19 protein-coding genes are annotated in these 17,594 nt (G+C 45.0%); 4 read left to right on the top strand and 15 right to left on the bottom strand.

The annotated features are described in order from the left end of the window. Positions 1-61: 61 nt before the first annotated feature. On the top strand, positions 62-856 hold the full coding sequence (gene trmBL2, locus P8X24_RS05750) for an HTH-type transcriptional regulator TrmBL2 (RefSeq protein ID WP_372914599.1): 795 nt from the start codon (positions 62-64) through the stop codon (positions 854-856). Between the two features lie 5 nt (positions 857-861). Here trmBL2 and P8X24_RS05745 read toward each other — a convergent pair whose 3' ends face one another. Genes P8X24_RS05745 through P8X24_RS05705 form a run of 9 tightly spaced genes read right to left on the bottom strand, consistent with a single transcriptional unit; the run spans position 862 to position 8,242 of the window. Continuing rightward, the gene (locus P8X24_RS05745; RefSeq protein ID WP_372914484.1) at positions 862-1,074 is read right to left on the bottom strand and encodes an ArsR family transcriptional regulator; all 213 of its coding nucleotides are present in this window, start codon (positions 1,072-1,074) and stop codon (positions 862-864) included. Continuing rightward, entirely contained in the window at positions 1,071-1,388 is a 318-nt protein-coding gene (locus tag P8X24_RS05740; protein WP_372914483.1) for an Sjogren's syndrome/scleroderma autoantigen 1 family protein, read from the bottom strand. The genes P8X24_RS05745 and P8X24_RS05740 overlap by 4 nt, the downstream gene beginning before the upstream one ends. Continuing rightward, on the bottom strand, positions 1,385-2,089 hold the full coding sequence (locus tag P8X24_RS05735; protein ID WP_372914482.1) for an arginase family protein: 705 nt from the start codon (positions 2,087-2,089) through the stop codon (positions 1,385-1,387). The genes P8X24_RS05740 and P8X24_RS05735 overlap by 4 nt, the downstream gene beginning before the upstream one ends. 10 nt (positions 2,090-2,099) lie before the next feature. After that, entirely contained in the window at positions 2,100-2,936 is an 837-nt protein-coding gene (gene taw2, locus P8X24_RS05730) for a tRNA(Phe) (4-demethylwyosine(37)-C(7)) aminocarboxypropyltransferase Taw2 (protein WP_372914481.1), read from the bottom strand. Continuing rightward, on the bottom strand, positions 2,905-3,447 hold the full coding sequence (locus P8X24_RS05725; RefSeq protein WP_372914480.1) for an NTPase: 543 nt from the start codon (positions 3,445-3,447) through the stop codon (positions 2,905-2,907). Before P8X24_RS05725 ends, taw2 begins: the two co-directional genes overlap by 32 nt. A gap of 30 nt (positions 3,448-3,477) precedes the next feature. Beyond that, positions 3,478-4,194 carry an ABC transporter ATP-binding protein gene (locus P8X24_RS05720; RefSeq protein ID WP_372914479.1) on the bottom strand — a complete coding sequence of 239 codons (717 nt, stop codon included), beginning with the start codon at positions 4,192-4,194 and terminating at the stop codon, positions 3,478-3,480. After that, entirely contained in the window at positions 4,187-5,182 is a 996-nt protein-coding gene (locus P8X24_RS05715; RefSeq protein ID WP_372914478.1) for a FecCD family ABC transporter permease, read from the bottom strand. Before P8X24_RS05715 ends, P8X24_RS05720 begins: the two co-directional genes overlap by 8 nt. A gap of 19 nt (positions 5,183-5,201) precedes the next feature. Continuing rightward, positions 5,202-7,652 (bottom strand): tRNA(Met) cytidine acetyltransferase TmcA, encoded by a 2,451-nt coding sequence (locus P8X24_RS05710; RefSeq protein ID WP_372914477.1) that lies wholly within the window; start codon positions 7,650-7,652, stop codon positions 5,202-5,204. Positions 7,653-7,693: 41 nt separating this feature from the next. Next, complete coding sequence (locus tag P8X24_RS05705) at positions 7,694-8,242, bottom strand: helix-turn-helix domain-containing protein (RefSeq protein WP_372914476.1); 549 nt, start codon at positions 8,240-8,242, stop codon at positions 7,694-7,696. Positions 8,243-8,352: 110 nt separating this feature from the next. On the opposite strand from P8X24_RS05705, the gene P8X24_RS05700 reads away from it, so the two are divergent. After that, complete coding sequence (locus tag P8X24_RS05700; protein WP_372841955.1) at positions 8,353-8,547, top strand: class III signal peptide-containing protein; 195 nt, start codon at positions 8,353-8,355, stop codon at positions 8,545-8,547. 52 nt (positions 8,548-8,599) lie between these two features. After that, positions 8,600-8,803, top strand: coding sequence for a hypothetical protein (locus tag P8X24_RS05695; RefSeq protein ID WP_227805319.1), 204 nt, complete (start codon positions 8,600-8,602; stop codon positions 8,801-8,803). On the opposite strand, the gene P8X24_RS05690 is transcribed toward P8X24_RS05695, so the two are convergent. From P8X24_RS05690 to P8X24_RS05675, 4 genes are read right to left on the bottom strand one after another with little or no spacing between them, the layout of a single operon-like run. Next, on the bottom strand, positions 8,793-10,739 hold the full coding sequence (locus tag P8X24_RS05690) for an ArnT family glycosyltransferase (RefSeq protein ID WP_372914475.1): 1,947 nt from the start codon (positions 10,737-10,739) through the stop codon (positions 8,793-8,795). The two genes, P8X24_RS05695 and P8X24_RS05690, sit on opposite strands and share 11 nt — an antisense overlap. Position 10,740: 1 nt before the next feature. Beyond that, the gene (locus tag P8X24_RS05685; protein ID WP_372914474.1) at positions 10,741-12,819 is read right to left on the bottom strand and encodes a hypothetical protein; all 2,079 of its coding nucleotides are present in this window, start codon (positions 12,817-12,819) and stop codon (positions 10,741-10,743) included. Next, on the bottom strand, positions 12,777-13,073 hold the full coding sequence (locus P8X24_RS05680; protein ID WP_068321014.1) for a MazG nucleotide pyrophosphohydrolase domain-containing protein: 297 nt from the start codon (positions 13,071-13,073) through the stop codon (positions 12,777-12,779). The genes P8X24_RS05685 and P8X24_RS05680 overlap by 43 nt, the downstream gene beginning before the upstream one ends. Then, positions 13,070-13,882: a DNA-3-methyladenine glycosylase family protein gene (locus tag P8X24_RS05675; protein ID WP_372914473.1), complete on the bottom strand. Its 813-nt coding sequence runs from the start codon at positions 13,880-13,882 to the stop codon at positions 13,070-13,072. Before P8X24_RS05675 ends, P8X24_RS05680 begins: the two co-directional genes overlap by 4 nt. A 112-nt stretch (positions 13,883-13,994) precedes the next feature. Here P8X24_RS05675 and P8X24_RS05670 point away from each other — a divergent pair, with 112 nt between their 5' ends. Then, positions 13,995-14,519 (top strand): multiprotein bridging factor aMBF1, encoded by a 525-nt coding sequence (locus tag P8X24_RS05670; RefSeq protein ID WP_372914597.1) that lies wholly within the window; start codon positions 13,995-13,997, stop codon positions 14,517-14,519. Here the strand turns inward: P8X24_RS05670 and P8X24_RS05665 are convergent, their stop codons facing one another. Then, positions 14,520-15,893, bottom strand: coding sequence for an acetyl ornithine aminotransferase family protein (locus tag P8X24_RS05665; protein ID WP_372914472.1), 1,374 nt, complete (start codon positions 15,891-15,893; stop codon positions 14,520-14,522). 77 nt (positions 15,894-15,970) lie between these two features. Then, on the bottom strand, positions 15,971-17,524 hold the full coding sequence (locus P8X24_RS05660; RefSeq protein ID WP_372914471.1) for an alanine/glycine:cation symporter family protein: 1,554 nt from the start codon (positions 17,522-17,524) through the stop codon (positions 15,971-15,973). Positions 17,525-17,594 lie beyond the last annotated feature (70 nt).

Raw genomic sequence — 17,594 nt, 5'->3', positions numbered from 1 at the left:
GGAAACTTTTATATAACAGTTAAGCTCCATTTGTATTGACAAGTTTGTGATGGTGGTAAAGATGAGCAAGGACAGAATGGTAGAGCTATTACAAGAACATTTTGAGTTGAACTTATATGAGGCCAGAGCTTATGTTGCCTTAGTAGCGTTTGGTGTTCTTACACCTGCTGAGTTGGCAAGTGTTTCCGAGGTGCCTGCTCCAAGAACTTACGACGTTCTGAGGAGCCTTGAGAAGAAGGGCTTCGCAATGAATCAGCCAGGAAAGACGAACAAGTACAGGCCAGTACATCCAGCTAACATCCTCGAAAAGTTCATTCAGGAGTGGCAGGAAAGAGTTAAGGAGGAACTTGAGGCAAAGAAGAAGGCTAAGGAGGAGCTACTCGAGCTCATGGCTCCATTAATAGAAACAGAGGTTCCAAAGTACGGGGTCGAGAGGGTTTGGGTCGTCAGGGGAATCAAGAACTCAACCCTTAAGACTAAGGAGATGCTTGAGGAAGTTCAGAATGAGCTTCTCCTTGCAGATGATGGCTTCATAGCAATCAACCTTGAGGACGATATAATTAAGGCCGTTGACAGGGGTGTCAAGGCAAGAATTATCCTAACCAAGAGCCTACTACCCAGAATAAAGGGTTCAAAGATCGTTCAATATGCAAACGATGGAAAGATTGAGCTTAAGGTTCTCGAGAAATTTGACCTTCCAATGCTGGTCTGCGATGAGGAAGTGTTCTTTGCACTTGAAGATCTTGCAGCAAGGTACTTCAATTATGAGACCCAGGTATGGATCAAAGACCACAGGGTCGTCAACTTATTCAAGAAGAAGTTTGAGGAGTACTGGGAGAAGGCAGAGAACGCCTAGAACGCCTAGAGGTACTTAAATTCCTCTTCTTCTGGCCTCTTCTCCCTTATCTTCCAGAAAATTTGGCCCTCTCTCTGGAAGCTCTCAACTTTTCCTTGTTCAGCAAGCCTAAGGAGAAATCTTCTCGTTTCAAGTCTTGAGAGTCCAGTCACTTTGGCTATTTCTTCTTCACTCTTCTCACCACTTTCAAGGACTTTTAGTATCCTTAAGTGCTTCATTTTCCTCCCTCCAGCTTTTTATACCTCTCAATTATTGTTAGTAGCTTCTCCATAGCCTCAAGGTGAGGCTTAAGTTTTTCAACTTCCGTAGGCATTGAATTCGCTAGCTCTTTAAACTTTTCCATTAGAACCTCCTCGATCCCCTTAAGCTCCTTCTTCACCCTCTTTTCCCTATACTCACAAACTGGGCAGAATACCCTGCCATCTTTTTCGAAAAGGGGAGAACCGCACTTAGGACAGTGTTTGTCAAGCATCTTTGCACCTGAAAGTAGTAAAGGTGCTATGACCTTCCTGATTTCTTCATCCGTAATCATCCCATCACCTCCCTGATTAAAGAGAACACCTCTATTACTGCTCTTCTACCAAGCTTTGATCTCGCCACCCTATCGCTAACCTCTGCAATGTCAGCTGCAACGACATTAAATTTCTCAAATATAGCCTCCACGATCTTCATCAGTTCCTTTAGTGTTAACTCTCCATGCTGGAACCTAGCTATCCTGTATTCTGGCCTCAACACATCTAGGTCTATCGTGAGATAAATCTCGTCACCAAGGAATCTCCTAGCTTCATCTATAACCTCAAGTCTATGCTGCTCTAGGTTCATGTATCTCCTCCACCTTCCTCTCACTCTCCTGGTTCTTGGGAGAGCTGGGAATATTTTAACGTTCTTCGTCCATAGCTTTGTTCTTTCAGTGGTAGGAATCATTAAAACTGCCCCTATAACGCTAGCCCTCTCAACTATCTTATCCTTAAGTGCGTAGGCAAGCCATGAAGCATGATCAAAATAATCCTGCATCAAATCAGTGTGGGCATCTATGCTTAATACAGAGCGCGGTTTTAGGATCTGGAGGATACTGTAAGTTCCGGAATGATCACCAACAACGTAAATCCTGTCTTCCCTGGGGTTCTCCGTTATTACATAATCATCTACTAAGCCTTCCCTTCTAAGGAGCCTTGCCACGTACATTACCCCATCCCTGTTGGGCTTCTCGCCCACGGTCAGGAATGTTACCATGTTAACCCCCTCAGGTCTTGTATACTCTCAAATCCAAGACGACGTGCCAGACTCCTGGGGCGTACCTCTTTATTCTGAGTTCATTTAACTTTTCAACTTCATATCCATGTTCCTTAGCCATTCTTCTGAAAGTTTCAAAGGGCTCCCTTGGCATTAACTTTTCGGGAACGGTGTTGTGATAGTGAATTATTGCCTCGTCCTTGGCTATTTCAAGGGCCTTGGGGATGAATTCGTGGGTTTTAACAACGTATCCCATAAGTATTCTATCGGCTATATTCTCCCCAGGGAAGTCTCTGTTGTCCATGTTGTAAGCCGTCATCCTGTCTTGAACTTTGTTAAGGTGAATGTTTTCGACCAAGAACTTGAAGGTGTAAGGGTCTTTTTCTATCGCTATTACCCTAGCCTTACAGTGAACGGCTATTGGGAGGCTTAAGTGTCCTATACCGGCGAACATGTCGACAACTAACTCGTCAGGCTTGGCAATGCTCGCCATTCTAACCCTCTCTTTGACGTTCGCAGGAGAGAACATTATCCTGGCAACATCGAGCTTATACTTAATCCCGTTCTCAACGTGAACCGTTATTGTGTCCTGTCCATAAAGTAGTTCGTAATCTGGTTTTCTCGTTTCCCCGTGTATGTGGCCCTTCCTCAAGACGGCCTTTGCCCCAATGACCTCAGCGTACACTCGAGCTATCCTACACTTGTAGGGCTCAAGCTCCGGTCTAAGTGGAAGTAATATAACATCCCCTATCTTGACCCACCTCTTTGGGAGCAACTTCACAAGCCCAGGAGGAAGTTCTTTGGAAAGGATTTCCCTAATCCTTGGCTTTATCACCTGGGTTCTCATTTTTCAGTCCCCTCTTAATCTTCCCTAGGATCTCCGCGAAAACTTCGTTTCTATTCTCCGGGGTCAACCAGTAGTACTCCCCTAGAGGCCTGTACCTGTCGACTAATCTTCTGTGAACCGTAGCTAGTAGGGGCTTTTCACTCTTGAGCACTAGGCCAAGTGCCTTCAGGAATTCATTGCTCTTGAACTCCATTGGTCCTATCTCATCTATTACAATTAAGTTAGCCTCTCTTAGAGCTCTTGATATCGCTGGAATCGCAACCCTCTCAAACCCTTCAACGTCTATCACGTACTTACCAAGCCTTGGCTGTCCGTAACCAACGTACGCTAGCCTACCGATCTCGCCAGTGTCTATAGCTATCACCTTAAAGCCTACCCTTTTCGAACCACTCCTTATTTCCTGAGTTATTATTCCTCCAACTTTGTAGCCCTCTCGCCTTATTTCATCCGCTATCCTCTTGGCCAATGTCGTCTTTCCAACTCCGGGCATTCCGCTTACGAAGAACCTCATGGTTTAAAGTAGTCTTGAGGCTTAATAACATTAAGGTATTACTGCCTTTATCCCATTGGCCTTGATAACTTTGGGCATTACATTGTAGCTCTCCCATATCACCTTTTCCGGGATCTCACTGGAAGAACCTTGCCAAAGAACCCTGCCGTACTTGAGAACGAGTATCTTATCTGCATAGTTAAGGGCTATATTAAGATCATGGAGGACGGCCACTATAATCTTCCCCTCTTTAAGCTTGAGCAGAAGGTCAATAACCTCCTTTGCATGGTTTATGTCAAGGTGGCTCGTTGGCTCATCCAGCAACATGACATCACTGCCCTGGGCTAAGGCCCTCGCTATTAAGGCCAACTGGTACTCGCCACCGCTAAGGTTAGTTATCAATTCATTTTTCTTTTCCAAAAGTCCAACACTTCTCAAAGCCTCTTCGACGTCTCCCCCACTCGCATAGGTTCCAAGCTCAACAAACTCTCCAACGGTAAAGGCAAATTCGGGAAAAGAGCTCTGAGGAACGTAGGAAACTATCTTAGCTCTTTCCTTTGGCCTCAAGCTAATTAGGTCTATGTTTCCGTACTTTATCTCACCCTCCGGCTTCAGTATCCCAGCTATGCACTTAAGTAGGGTGGACTTCCCCGATCCGTTAGGGCCTATTATCGCCAGCAACTCACCTTTTTTCGCATTGAATTTAACATCATCTAAGATCTTCCTTCTCCCATATGAAAATGATATGTGAACATGAAGGTCAGGCATACAACTCACCCCTTTTCTTCCTCATCAGGAGGTAGGCAAAGAACGGGGCTCCGAAAAGAGCGGTAACTATCCCTATTGGAATTTCAACAGGAGCTGCTACAGTTCTGGATATCAAGTCAGAGAGAACCATTAGAATGCCCCCAAACATGGCGGCCGTAGGAAGCAATCTCTTATGATTCGGCCCAACTATGAGTCTCATTACGTGCGGGCTTACGAGCCCCACGAATCCAATTATTCCGCTCTCAGCAACGGCAACTCCCGTCATTATCGAAACTGCAAATATTATCATCTTTCTGTATAGATTAATATCCAAGCCCAAGGCTATGCTTTCCTCCCCTAAGAGAAGGAGATTTAGCTCCCTCCAGCTTAAGAACAGGAAGATAGCTCCTATCATTGTGACTCCTGACATTACCCCAACTTTCTTCCACGTTGCAAGCGCAAAAGTCCCGAAGAGCCACAGTAAGCCCTGGTGCACCTTATCCTTGTTCATATAGAGGATGTAGGAGGTTACCGCATTGGAGAAGAACCCCACCGCTATCCCCGCCAGTAGAAGGATATCGACCGGAATATGTCCATTGACCTTCGATATTGAGTACACTGTGTAAACGGCAAGGATCGCACCTAGGAATGCCGCAACCTCAGTGTACCTTGGAGCGTAAACTAAAGCCAACGCCGCCCCTATCGATGCTCCCCCACTTATCCCTAAGATATAGGGATCCGCGAGGGGGTTCTTGAAGAGGGCTTGAGTCGCTGTTCCGGATAGGGCAAGCGAGAATCCAACGAGGTACGCCAGCAAAACTCTCGGCAACCTAATTCCAAGGACTATAAATTCTGGGCCTGAAAGGTTTCCCCTCCTGTAAAGGGAAATCGTTGAGGGATTTAAAGATGAAAAAACTTCCCTAAGCGGAATCTTAACTGAGCCGAGCGATAAGGCAACTATTATGGAGACTATCGAGAGTAGGAGGAGTGAGAGGTTTACTTTCTTCACGATTTGGATAAATATTCCATCAGCTTATATCGTTTTCTTCCTTGATTATATGTTTATAGTAGTACCACAACCCCCTAACTATGTCCCTAAGCTCTATCATTGTATAAAGTTCGGTCCTGTTTATCAACTTAGCAGTTTCCTTCCAATCATGAGCTTGGAGAACCCTGTGAATTAAGAGAACTATTTGCCTCTCATCGAGGTATGGCCTCATCCAGCCGTCGAGGAAGTACATCTTAACGAGAGGTTTAACTGCATCCACCACAGTATCGTACGTTAAAACCCTCTTTATGAACATCTCAAGCCTTCTCTTCTGGGTCTTAGTGAGGTATATTGGGTAGCTGACGGCCTCGCCGAAGGGCGTTTCAAAGAGCCACCTCGCTATCTCAGGCTCAAGATCTCTGTGGGTATCGCCTAACCATTCCGTGAGCCTTAGCCTGAACTCGTCATTGGCCTTCTTAACGATCTCCTTGGCCCTCTCGCTTATCGGCTTTATGACTATTGCAGTATACTCACCGCTCACGGGGTTTCTTGTTGGGCTTAGGTGAACTACAGCGAAACCATTCCTCACCCAGAATCTTATTAGCTCGGGACTCGCACCGAAGCCTGAGCCAACCCAGTCAAGGCCTTTCTCCTCAGCTTCCTTAACGAGTAACTCAAGGGCCTTGCTCCCTAAGCCTAGATCCATTGCATCTGGGTGCGTTGCTATCCTTACAACCCTGTAGCCCCTAAGCTTTGCAAACTCCTTTGCATAGTGGTGCTTAACCATCATATCTGGGATTATATTGCCGGGAGGCTTGTAGCCTTTAGCCATCTTATCTATTACCGCCTTTGGAATTCCTCCCTCCTTGGCTATCTGGATTGCAGTAACGATTTTCCCATTTTTCAACCTTAGAACCCTTGCTTCATGATGAGGAGCATCGGCCAACAAAGCTACATCACTTGGCCTGTTCCTGTAGTGGGCTAAAACATAGATCCCAACGAAGTGCCTCAGATCTTCTCTGTCGTTCTCGAACCAGTCATCTAGATCAGGCTCCTCCAAGTAAACTTCCATCTTCCTTATTAGCTCATAATCCTCCTCGGTTAGCTCAACGGGCTCAGCGTCAAGTAATAAAACGTCAAACAGCCACTTCTCTATTGGATCTCCCTCCCCATACCTTATTGGAACTGAGAGGTGAACTTCCTTGTACTCCCTCTTCTCCTTGGCCTTCTTGAGGAACTTAACTGAGAATCCTCTTCCAGCTCCCTCATAACCATGTATAGTTGAGGAGAACACTACTCTATCCTTTTCGAGGTACCTGTGCAGAATTGGAACGTGAATTCCCGCTGCTTCATCAACTATGTAAAGGTCGGCCTTCTGCTTGAATCCTTTCGTTGGGGGATAGTACCTCAAGGCTATTCCCCTAGCGTACAGCTCTTTTATCAGGCCGTTCTCTTTCACGGTCTTAGTCTTGTAACCCAACACTTCCAAGCTCTTCTTCGCGAACCTGAACAGGCTCTGAACGTTCTCTATTTCTGGGGCTGTAACAACTATCCTAAACCTCTTCTTCTTGCTTGTAACGGCGAGCCCAACGGCAGCTATTCCAACGGAGACACTCTTACCTCTTCCCCTATCAGCAGTTAGGACTATCATTCCCTCGTCTTCTATTAGACTCTCGAGGGCCTTCAGGACTTCGACTTGGCCTCTGGTTAGGCACAGCTCGTACAGCTCCCTGGGGAACCTCGTATCCTTTGGGATCTCAATTTTCTCCCTCTCCGGGAGCTTTGCTTGGCTCTTGTACTTCCTGGGCTTCCTTTCAACCTTTTTCTTGTCGGCGTTTATTATGTATATTCCCCTGTGTTCCGCGAACTTTCTGATTAGCCTCCTGTTAAACCTCTTCTTCACGTCCTCTATCGTGTACGGGGGGGTAACCAAACTCTTGTGAAATCCAGTCCACATGTCCTTCCACTTCTCAAATGGGTTCGTGAGAACGAAGATTATCCCGCCACCCCTAACCGTTTCGATGATTCTCCCCAGGTCGTTCGGCGAGTAGTCATAGCTAAGGTCAATTATCAGGACATCAAAAGTCCTCCCCAGGATATCCCTACTGTACTTAAAGGTCACCGATGTTAATTCCGCATTCGGGGCAAGAACAGAGAAATGCTTCCTAAATTCTTCAAATCTTTTTCTCCCGTACGTTTCCTCGCCTAGGGCATCTGTAGCGTACAGAACCTCTACCCTGTCGGTATCCCTAAGCTTCCTTTCGAGGAATTCTGGAATGTACTCGGAGAGAACTCGAGCGACGCCTCCGGCAAGAATTCCAGCAAGTTTAGCCTTCTCTAAAGTTTCACCTTGGAGAACTATCATCCTCCTATGAAAATTCTCAATGGCCTGTGCTAAAGCCGTTTCAGTGAGCTTGATGAATGATTCTTTAACCTTCTCATTTCTCGCGTACTCGCGAATATCTTTTGGAAATCTTACCTTGAGCGTCATCTTCCATCCCAGTAAAAGAATGTGATGGGGGCTTAAAAACTTCAGCTTTTCTGCCCTTTTAGTATCTGCTGGATGTCGTTGTAAATTGTATCCCTAGAAACACCAAACATCCTAGCAAGCTCTGAGATATTTAATGCCTTTGGGTTAAAATTCACCAGCTCAAGTAACTTCGCAAGGATTTTCCTCCTATTCTGCAATTTTAACTCTTCGAAATTACTCTTAACCGGCCTGTTATAAAGGACGATTGCAACGGCGTAGGTTCTTCTGGTCACTGGAGTTGTGTACGTCTCTAAGGAGAAATCCTTAATTTCCATGTCAGGGGTTATCTTGGAGTTTAGCTTTTCCTGAAGTTCCTCTATAGCCTTCTCTTTATTCCCAGAGACCGCGTAGTCCACTATTATTCCAGGCTTATAGGGCTCCCCCAAGTCAAAAACCGCCATTATCGATATTGAAAGAAAAGCACCCATTGATATCTTTATTTTTGAAGTTGTGACTTTTCCACGTGGTGGGAACTTTCTTTGAGCCAAATTATTTAAGTTTTTTATTGATTCTCTAACATTTGCGCCCTCTGAGTGTAGTATAACGAGCATATTTCAACACCCACAAAAATGGTTTATATCATAAGCAGAATTGAGGGTTAATGTATATATAGGCTTCGATGAAAATAGTTAATAGAAAGGATATTTAGGGGGTGGAAGGCATGAGGAGGGCCCAAGGTGCAATAGAATACCTCTTCATGATTGCAGCTGCGTTGATTATAGTTGCAGTAGTGATTAAGTACCTAAGGAGTACTGGTGAAACTGCTGGAGCGCAGGCAAACAATACAGTAAGCCAGGCAGGACAGCTTATTCAGAGTGCTATAAGCAAGGCAATTAGTAACGCAACCAAAGAGTGAAGACATTTCTCCTTATTAAACCCTTTTTAAATTTATAATAAAACTTTTAAAGGTGAATCTAGTGAGGAGGTCACAGGGTTCTATTGAATATCTAATACTATTGGGAATTACAATAGTAATAATATTTATAGTCGTTGGCTATGTAGCAACTTATACCCATAGTGAGGCTTCTATAGCTAACAGAACAGCAGGAAATGTTATGTCCAATGTAAAGGAGGGCATATTAAATATCACAAGCGAGGAAACTAAGGGATAGTGCTGATCTTTATTATTATCTTTCCCTCTCTCCCTTTGACTTCAATATATCCATTTTTGGCATCTATTTCCCCCCCAACGAATATCTTGTATTTTCCAAAAAATACGGTACTGTTAAGGATCGTAAAGTTCCCTGGAACTTTCAATATAGCCTCCCGGGCATGAATGACAAGGCTAGAATCCATTAAGCTAATTCCTACTGAAGTGTTATCCTGAACTACTGCGTAATCGTTGCCACTTGCCACCACCTTTAGTGAAATCGGATTCTTATGAAAACTTAACTCTACAATTTTATCCCCATTGTAAAACAGCACTAAACGGCCCCTCTCTGTTCCTATATTCAACGATTTAATGCTACCCTTTTTATAAACTTCAACAACTTCACCGTCTGAATAAGAATGGGCATAGGTGAGAGTGTAATTAGTGTGGAGAATGTCCAGGATTTCCCTGTACTTTTCTCCCAACCCTGGTTTTTTAAGCATCGAATAGAGCCATGTGTCAACTATTATCGTTGACACGTTCCCAAGCATCTTCATGAAATCCCCGGGATCAAGCTTTCTTAAGTATAGAAGGCCAAAGTTGTCAATATAGTAAGGGGGCTCCCGAATGCCATAAATGAAGGTTATCATTGGATTGAAGGAATAAGCATTGCCCTCAACCTCTAGCTCCCAAAGAATTTCTTCATGGTTAAGGAATGCTACTGGAAGCTTTCCCTGGGGCAGTGTGGCTGAGAATATTAAAGATATTACCAAGAAAGGAGTAACTTTTTTTGGGTCTCTCAGCGAAGTTGAAAGCGCCATCATTGCCAAGAGAATTAGAGGATATACAAAGCGAGGAGCCCCAGGCATTGGGGCTAAGACATAAAATAGGGTACCAAAAAACAGTGTCTTAGCTAAATCCCCCACCATTTTCTCCCCCACAGCTACGTAGAGGAGTAGCAGAAAGAACAGAAAAGTGTAGGGATACAGCATTTCAAAATTTGATCCTCTTATATTCGAGATAACATCAGCCAACGCTGAGGGTAGGCCCATAAAAAGTATTCCTCTTCCTTTATTTGCCAAGTAGACATCTCTCACATACTCATTGCCACATAATATGAAAAATGGCAGTTCAACTATCGCCTTCCCAATTATAGCATACGAGAGCAGAGAAAATGGCTTGTATAAGTCACGGGAAGCGTCGAATTCAACGGCCTTCTCCTTAAGCGTGAAATACGTCAACAGAAGCAGGAAGGTAAGTAATCCGTACTTCGCTCCTATAATCTCAATTGAAGAGAACCCAGGTACTGGGAATATGCCTTTAGTTAGCCTATAGGGATACAGGATTGCCACTGGCGTGATAATGAGAATGTACGCTAGATACGCCTCTACCAATGCCTTGAAGATGCTCCTTTTAACCCTCACATTCACAATCATACTCATCAGCATTGCAGCCGCAAAAGGCAAGAACGTGTGCTTGACTGAGGTTCCTATTCCAAGAACAAAAGCAGAGAGCTTTGGCTTTCCCTTAACATAGAGATATACACTCAAGAAAACAAAGAGCTCAAGGAGAGTCTCATGTAATGCCAAAGAGTTAAGGAATATCGTCTGAAGATCCAAAGCGGGAATTAATGTCACAAGAATCCCCCTTCCTCCCAAGGCCTCACCTATTTTATAGGCCAATATGACCGAAACAAGGCCAAGGAACAATGATAGCACTCTTCCCCAGACGTACGTTATAGGAAATACCTTAAACCACAAAGCTAGGAGAATGTAGTAAAGGGGCGGATGAACTGTGAATATGTCCCTATACGGCATAGTTCCCTCCGCAAATTCTTTTCCTATCATTAGGTAAGTCCCCTCATCGTAGTCAAAAGATCCATAGAAGTGAAAGAGGAGTGGCACCCTTAGGAGGAAATATACTGCAACCACGAGTATGAGGGTTATCTCCTTTCTCACTTCAACCACCTTCAAGCCTCACGTATTCAACTCCTAGGGGATTTAGGTATGAGCAATTGCATGATATCCTTATATAGTGAAGACCTGGAGTAAGATCTACTGGAATTCTCAGAATCTTGGGCCTTTCTGAGAGTTTAGTCGTTAGAGCCAGCTTGTCGTCAACGTAGATATTGGCTTTCTCACGCCCTTTTCCTATTGCAACTTTCATCTCAAGCATTTTAATGTAGTCCCTTGTACAGAACAGTATCGTTGAATTCCTTGATACCGAGACAGCGTAAGGGTACCCCATAAGCCTTAGCTTTTGGGTGGCATAGTTCTTTACTATAAAGCCATGGACAAAATACTTCGTTGAGTTCAGCCAACTTATCTCCCCCAATGCTAGGTAATATGAGCACACCTTCTCCATGATCCTGCTAGAGGTCTTATTTACCCGGGACAACAACCAGAGGCCATTGTAAAATTCAAGTATTCCATATTTAGAGTAGAGCCGGGTGACATCTAGTGGATACGCCCTAAGCTCCCCCGCACCTCTGCTATCAACGTATATGTAGGTTGCATTGTCAACTCCTCCCTCATAGCACTTTATGGGAGTATTGGTCAGTATCGGTATCCATCTTCCCGAGTCGAAATCACATGCCGTCAACACTTCGTGATCTCCAACGATTTTGTGAACTTTCAGAATGAAATTCACGGTTTCATCGTCTAACAAGTAGGAGGACTCACTCGCGAGGTGCTCCATTCTCACATGTGGAAAGGCGAGTGTAACCCCTGTGATTAAAAGAAACACCCCAAAGGACTTCCATCGCCTTATTATCAGGTAGAACCCCTGGGCACTTATTATCGGTACTAGAGGTGTGGCAAGCATAAATGCCCTCTCCGAGTTCCATATGGCAGATACTATCGGAACATGAAGCCTAAAGAATATTTTGTTGAGGATTATAAGTAGGATAGCAACAAAAGTTCCTGAGATTGGTCTGTAGACAAGGAGACCAAGTAAAAATGCAAGACCAAGGATGACTTGACCATTTGACACAAAGGTATATTTCAGTATGTGTTTAAGGAACTCGGGGTTATCCTTGTTTGGATAGTAGCTGTTGACCTTAATCATTCCCTCGGCATATCTCTGAGGGTGAGGCATAAAAATTACCATTAGTACTAGGCTCGTCGCCAATTGATATGAGAACTTCTTAAGATCCTTCAAGACAAGAAGTGTCATTATCTGAAAGATTATGTACTGATAAGGGTGAACAACCCCCATGATCCCACCAAAAATTCCAAGTATTGCTGGGCTCAATTTATTCTCCCTGATTTCAAATAAGACAAACGCGGAAAACAGAAAAAGAAGATAATTGAAAAAGGCTGGCAACAAAGCATATTGGACAAAGTAGAAATAGAGGGCAGAAACGGCAACAAGGGGAGCTGCTATTAACCCAATCTCTCGCTTTATCTTCTTACCAACCAAATAGGTAGCAACCGGAAGGTACGCTATTTCAAAAAGCCTCAAGGCATTCATAGCATATATAATCTCCCTACTAACCCCACCAGTATAGAAAGCAACGAGAACATGATAGCCCGGGGGATAATTCGAAATTGTCTTGCTGAAGTATTCAGGAACAAGTGAAGAAGAAAAATAGGGGGTATTGAAAAGCAATATCATTTTGACTTTCGAGCCATGAAACCATGTATCAGCGGCTCTATAGTCTGGAAGAAGGAAATAAAAGCCTCTAACCAAGAACGAGAGGAAGATCGATGCCAGAAGAACTGCACCGTCAAACTTCTCAAGTTTAAGCCTTATATCCGCGTTTAAACTTAAGACAATCGAAAGAACAGCCATAGTCGGCCAGATAGCGGAAAAAGGAACTCTCATCCTGCCAAAAACTAGCCCAACCAGAATTACTATAACGAAGCCAATCCCAGGGCTCAAAAGCAGAACTTCCCAAGGATCAAGCCCCTTGAATAACCTGAGCCCGGCTAGAAAGCCCAATATAGATGTTGCTAGGATCAAAAGAAAGGGATGTTTAGTGAGGAAGAGGAATGCTATAATAAATCCTCCGGACACTCGCAAGGCTTTTTCCCACAATATGGACACACCCCAGGATACTTCTTCTTCGCAGCTTCCTCCAAATCTATTCCCACTAGGTTAGCTAAACTCGCAAGCCAAGCCAAAACATCGGCAAATTCCTCTTCCAAGGCCTCCCTATCGTTCTTTCTTAATGCTTCAGCTAATTCCCCAACCTCCTCAACGAACCAGAAGAACGTTCTCTCAACCCCTCTCTTCTTATCCTTGTGATAGTAAATCTCCTTGATCATCTCTTGAAACTCGCTAATCCTCATTTTCTCACCCCCTGGGTTTTTCTATCATAGCATAATATGTAGAACGCCAGAAGAGACTTCCACTTCCCATAGGGCTCTATAATCTCCCTAACGTCCTTCTCTTTCACATCCTTCACCCTCAGCCCAAATATCTTGGCTATTCCCCTTCTCAGACCTAAATCTCCAGCCGGATAAACGTTCTTTCTAAGCCCGTACATTAGGAACAGCTCCGCACTCCACTTTCCAATGCCCTTGAACTTCGTTAGGTATCTTATTGCCTCCTCTTCATTCAACTCCCATAGATCAAGCCTCAAATTTCCCTTAATGAACTCCCGAGTTACGGAAAGGATGTAGTTAGCTCTGTAACCAAGCTTTGCCTCCCTGATTTTATCTCCCAAGGAAAGGATGTCCTGGGGTTCTGGAAATAAATAGAGATCACCAATTTTCCTCCCAACTAGCCTCACCAGGTTGTAGATTGCCTTCTGCGCGAACTCAAAGCTTATCTGCTGCTGGGCTATAACCTCAACGATCGCCTGATACAAGCTTGGAGCCCCAGGAATCGTCAAGCCATAAAATTCCTCAATCAAAAACGCGAACTTTGAGTCGCTTATCTCGGAGTAAAAGGAATCTAAATCTGTATCAAGCCCAAGGATAAACCTTATCTTTTCCATGACCTCCTTCCTCTCTCTTCGTGAGAGATTCTCGGGAACTATGAAGTCTCCATCGTAACCAACTATGCCCTGAGGCAAAGCTTGCCAGAACACTCCTCCCTCGTACTTCCACGTCCCATTCTTTATCATCTCATGCGTCGTTTTCTTCAGATCGATCATCTCAATCACGCTCAGCAAGGCCCTGTCATCACTTTTCAGTGCAGTTCGCTCTCATCATCGCTGGCCACTATGTTTTTTAATGCCCAACTTAAAAGGCTTAATGGGGAAAGTCATGGCTAAGGCTAAGCCAAGGTACTGTGAGCTTTGTGGAAGGGAGATAAGGGGGCAGGGGCACGTTATAAGGATTGAAGGTGCCGAACTTTTGGTTTGTGATGAGTGCTACAGGAAGTACGGAAGGAAGCCTGGAACCTTTAGCATAATGCCAAGGAGGGAGCCAACGAGGAGAATCTCAACTCCAAGGCCCAAGCCCCAGGTGAAAAGGGAGAGGCCGTTGATAACCGAGGACATCGTTGAGGATTACGCTGAAAAGGTAATGGAGGCGATAAGGAAGAGCGGGCTGAGTTATGAAGAGCTCTCCCATAAAGTTGGTCTCTCGGTTAACGTACTAAGGAGAATAGCCCACGGGGAGTACACGCCAACAATTGAAGAGGCTAGGAAGCTTGAAAAGTTCTTCAAGATAAAGCTCATTGAAAAAGTCGAAGCCGACTTCGAACAAAGGCCTCTAATCCCCAAGGACTACGAGCCAACTCTAGGAGACATAGCTAGAATAAAAATTAGGAAGAGGAAGAAGAAGTAGCTAGTGCCATGTTACAACTTTCCTCTCAACTTTTCCAGCCATAGCATCCTTGATCGCCTGCTCAATTATCTCCAAGGCCTTCTCTGCAACTTCCTGGGTTAGGACGAGTGGTGGGGTTATTCTTATCACGTTCCCAAACATTCCATAGCTTGGCAGGATTAGGCCAAGCTCGAATGCCCTCCAGCAGATCTTCCCTGTCATTTCTGGGTCTGGCTTACCTCCTTCTTTAACTATCTCCACCCCTATCATTAGTCCTTTTCCCCTGACGTCGCCTATTATCTCGTACCTCTCCTGCATCTCCCTTAGTCTTTTCATTATAAACTCTCCAACCTTCAGGGTATTCTCTAACAGTTTTTCCTCCTCTATTATTTCTAAAGTGGCCTCAGCAGCTGCTGATATCACCGGATTTGCGGCTGGTGTAAGCAGAGCGGAACCGCTTGTCATTTCCATTAGCTCTTCCTTTCCAATGACCCCACTTAGACCCATTCCGCTTGCAACGCCTTTGCCAAAGATCATTAAATCAGGCTCAACCTCGAACCACTCACTTCCCCACCACTTTCCAGTCCTTCCTATTCCTGTCTGAACTTCATCCATGACCAAAAGAATTCCATGCTCCTCAAGGATCGGCTTTAGCTTCTTGAAGAAGTTCTCCGGCGGGACAACTATTCCCGCATCGCCCTGAATTGGTTCAGCAAAGAGGGCAGCAACTTCATCCGGAGGAACAACGTGGGCGAACACATAGTTTTCGAGGTAGTCAAGGAACCTGTTTACAAGCTCATCGGGCTCCTCGTAACCGTTAATTCCCCACACGTTCCTGTAGGGGTTAGGGTAGGGAAGCCAGAACACTTGGGGCATCAATGGAGAATAACCCCTCTTCTGGGAGACTTGGAAGGACGCTATGGAGGTTGCCCCAAAGGTCTGCCCATGATATGCGCCTATGAAGGCCAGTATCCATGGCCTCCTCGTTGAAAACTTCGAAACTTTAATTGCCATATCCACGGCATCGCTCCCGCTTAGCCCGAATATTATCTTGGGGTTCTTTATTATCGAGATCTTTGCCAGTTTTTCGGCAACCCTTATTGCCCTTTCATTGTGGGTGTAACCTATCATCGAGTGTTGAATTAGCTCTACTTGCTCCTGAACTGCCCTCACAAGCTTCGGATGAGCGTATCCCGTGGACGCGGCAGCAGCTCCTGCCAAGAAGTCTATGAATACGTTACCATCGACATCCTCTATAAATGGCCCAAATCCCCGCCTGGGAACTAAGGGGAATAATTTGACTCCAATTCCGGTCGATAACACCTTCCTTTCTCTCTCAATAAGCTCCTTTGCCTTTGGCCCAGGGGGTTTGACCACGATCTTAGGGTACTCCATAATGCATCATCTCGGAGAAATATTATGGAGGCAAAAAATATAAAGTTAAGCGAAAAAAGTTGGAAAAGTGACAAACGTTATGGGTTCTTAGATATGAAGTCCTCCGTATAGTGCTTGATTACTGGGTACAGGACTATTAGTCCAATGAGATTTGGAATCGCCATTAGCCCGTTCATCATATCTGAGAAGTTCCAGACGTCCTCAAGTGGCTTAACGGCACCGATGTAGATGAAGATCACGAAGAGTAGGTTGTAGATGAGGTGGAGCTTTGGATAGAGGTTGGCGAACTTGTTTGGATCCTGGGTGATCCACTTGGCTAGGTACATGACGTTCTGCCTTCCGTAGAATGACCACGCTAGGATCGTCGAGTACGCGAAGAGCACTATTCCTATTGCCACCATTATCTTTCCTATCTGTCCGAACGCCTCAGCAAAAGCTGCCTGGGTGAGGGGTGCACCGTTTAGGTCTGGGTACTTTGCGTAAGCTCCGGTGACTACTATGCTTATTCCCGTGAGCGAACATATTATCAGGGTGTCAATGAATGGGCCAAGCATAGCAACGTGAGCCTGCCTAGAGGGATGGTCGGTTCTAGCTGCAGCGTGGGCGAGGGTTGCCGTTCCAAGACCAGCCTCATTGGAGAAGAGACCTCTCTTAACACCCCAGATTATAACCTGCCCTATGGCACCGCCAGCAACTGCCTTCCCTGTAAATGCGTCCTTGAATACGGTTGCAATTGCACTTGGTATCTGGCCTGCAAACTTAATCCAAACTCCAATCGCGAAGAGGAAGTAGATTATAGCCATGAATGGAACTAGCATCTCGGCAACTTCACCGATTCTCTTGATACCACCGATAACTACTACGAAGGTTAGAACCGCTAGTGCTAATCCCGTAACCCAATCAGGAACTCCGAATGCTGATTCAATGGCATCGGCGACTGAATTTGCCTGTGTCATGTTACCAATACCGAATGCAGCAATTGCTGCAAACAGAGCAAACAGCACTGCCAAGATCTTACCAACTGTGGGTAGATAGTCCTCCCTTAGCAGTGCAAGGCCAAGTGCTGCGAATAGTATCGCTATGATAAACGCTAGAATTTTGAGACCTCCAGTGAGACCAAGTCCATCTTTTGCGATAAAGATTGCAAATAATATCGTCATTATTGAGGCTATAACCCTACTAGTTCCAGTCCCCTTGACCTCTGAAAATCCCCTCTCAAGGAAGTTGAACGTTCCTCCGATCATCGTTCCATCTGGTAGTTTGCCTCTGAATGCAACTCCCAAAAGTCCTTCTGAGTACCTTGTGGTCATTCCCACTAATGCGGTGATCCACATCCAGAAGAGTGCCCCAGGACCACCGAAGTGAATTGCAGTCGCAACTCCAGCTATGTTACCAATTCCTACCGTTCCTGAGATAGTGGCCATTAAAGCCTGAAATGGTGTAATATCGCCCTCGCCTGTCTTTTTTCTTCCCTGGAAGAGCGTGTACCTAATTGACCATCCTAACCTTCTGAACTGTATTCCCTTGAGCACTGTTGTCAATAGCAGTCCAGTACCTACCAGCAAGACTATCATTGGCGGTCCCCAAACCTCGCCGTCCAGCCAATTAACGAAGTCCATAATTCCGCCCATCAATGCACCCCCATGTTGACTATCGAAGTTCATTATTATAAAATGCCATATTTAAGACTTACTTGTCTCT

Source organism: Pyrococcus kukulkanii, from assembly GCF_041647995.1.
Lineage (GTDB): Archaea > Methanobacteriota_B > Thermococci > Thermococcales > Thermococcaceae > Pyrococcus.
Note: the sequence above shows the minus strand (reverse complement) of the source record. Positions and strands in the feature narration are given on the sequence as shown.

Excerpts from the sequence above, each read along its gene's own strand:
- trmBL2 (WP_372914599.1), top strand. The coding sequence starts at position 62 with ATGAGCAAGGACAGAATGGTAGAGCTATTACAAGAACATTTTGAGTTG.
- P8X24_RS05745 (WP_372914484.1), bottom strand. The coding sequence starts at position 1,074 with ATGAAGCACTTAAGGATACTAAAAGTCCTTGAAAGTGGTGAGAAGAGT.
- P8X24_RS05740 (WP_372914483.1), bottom strand. The coding sequence starts at position 1,388 with ATGATTACGGATGAAGAAATCAGGAAGGTCATAGCACCTTTACTACTT.
- P8X24_RS05735 (WP_372914482.1), bottom strand. The coding sequence starts at position 2,089 with ATGGTAACATTCCTGACCGTGGGCGAGAAGCCCAACAGGGATGGGGTA.
- taw2 (WP_372914481.1), bottom strand. The coding sequence starts at position 2,936 with ATGAGAACCCAGGTGATAAAGCCAAGGATTAGGGAAATCCTTTCCAAA.
- P8X24_RS05725 (WP_372914480.1), bottom strand. The coding sequence starts at position 3,447 with ATGAGGTTCTTCGTAAGCGGAATGCCCGGAGTTGGAAAGACGACATTG.
- P8X24_RS05720 (WP_372914479.1), bottom strand. The coding sequence starts at position 4,194 with ATGCCTGACCTTCATGTTCACATATCATTTTCATATGGGAGAAGGAAG.
- P8X24_RS05710 (WP_372914477.1), bottom strand. The coding sequence starts at position 7,652 with ATGACGCTCAAGGTAAGATTTCCAAAAGATATTCGCGAGTACGCGAGA.
- P8X24_RS05705 (WP_372914476.1), bottom strand. The coding sequence starts at position 8,242 with ATGCTCGTTATACTACACTCAGAGGGCGCAAATGTTAGAGAATCAATA.
- P8X24_RS05700 (WP_372841955.1), top strand. The coding sequence starts at position 8,353 with ATGAGGAGGGCCCAAGGTGCAATAGAATACCTCTTCATGATTGCAGCT.
- P8X24_RS05680 (WP_068321014.1), bottom strand. The coding sequence starts at position 13,073 with ATGAGGATTAGCGAGTTTCAAGAGATGATCAAGGAGATTTACTATCAC.
- P8X24_RS05675 (WP_372914473.1), bottom strand. The coding sequence starts at position 13,882 with ATGATCGATCTGAAGAAAACGACGCATGAGATGATAAAGAATGGGACG.
- P8X24_RS05670 (WP_372914597.1), top strand. The coding sequence starts at position 13,995 with ATGGCTAAGGCTAAGCCAAGGTACTGTGAGCTTTGTGGAAGGGAGATA.
- P8X24_RS05665 (WP_372914472.1), bottom strand. The coding sequence starts at position 15,893 with ATGGAGTACCCTAAGATCGTGGTCAAACCCCCTGGGCCAAAGGCAAAG.
- P8X24_RS05660 (WP_372914471.1), bottom strand. The coding sequence starts at position 17,524 with ATGGGCGGAATTATGGACTTCGTTAATTGGCTGGACGGCGAGGTTTGG.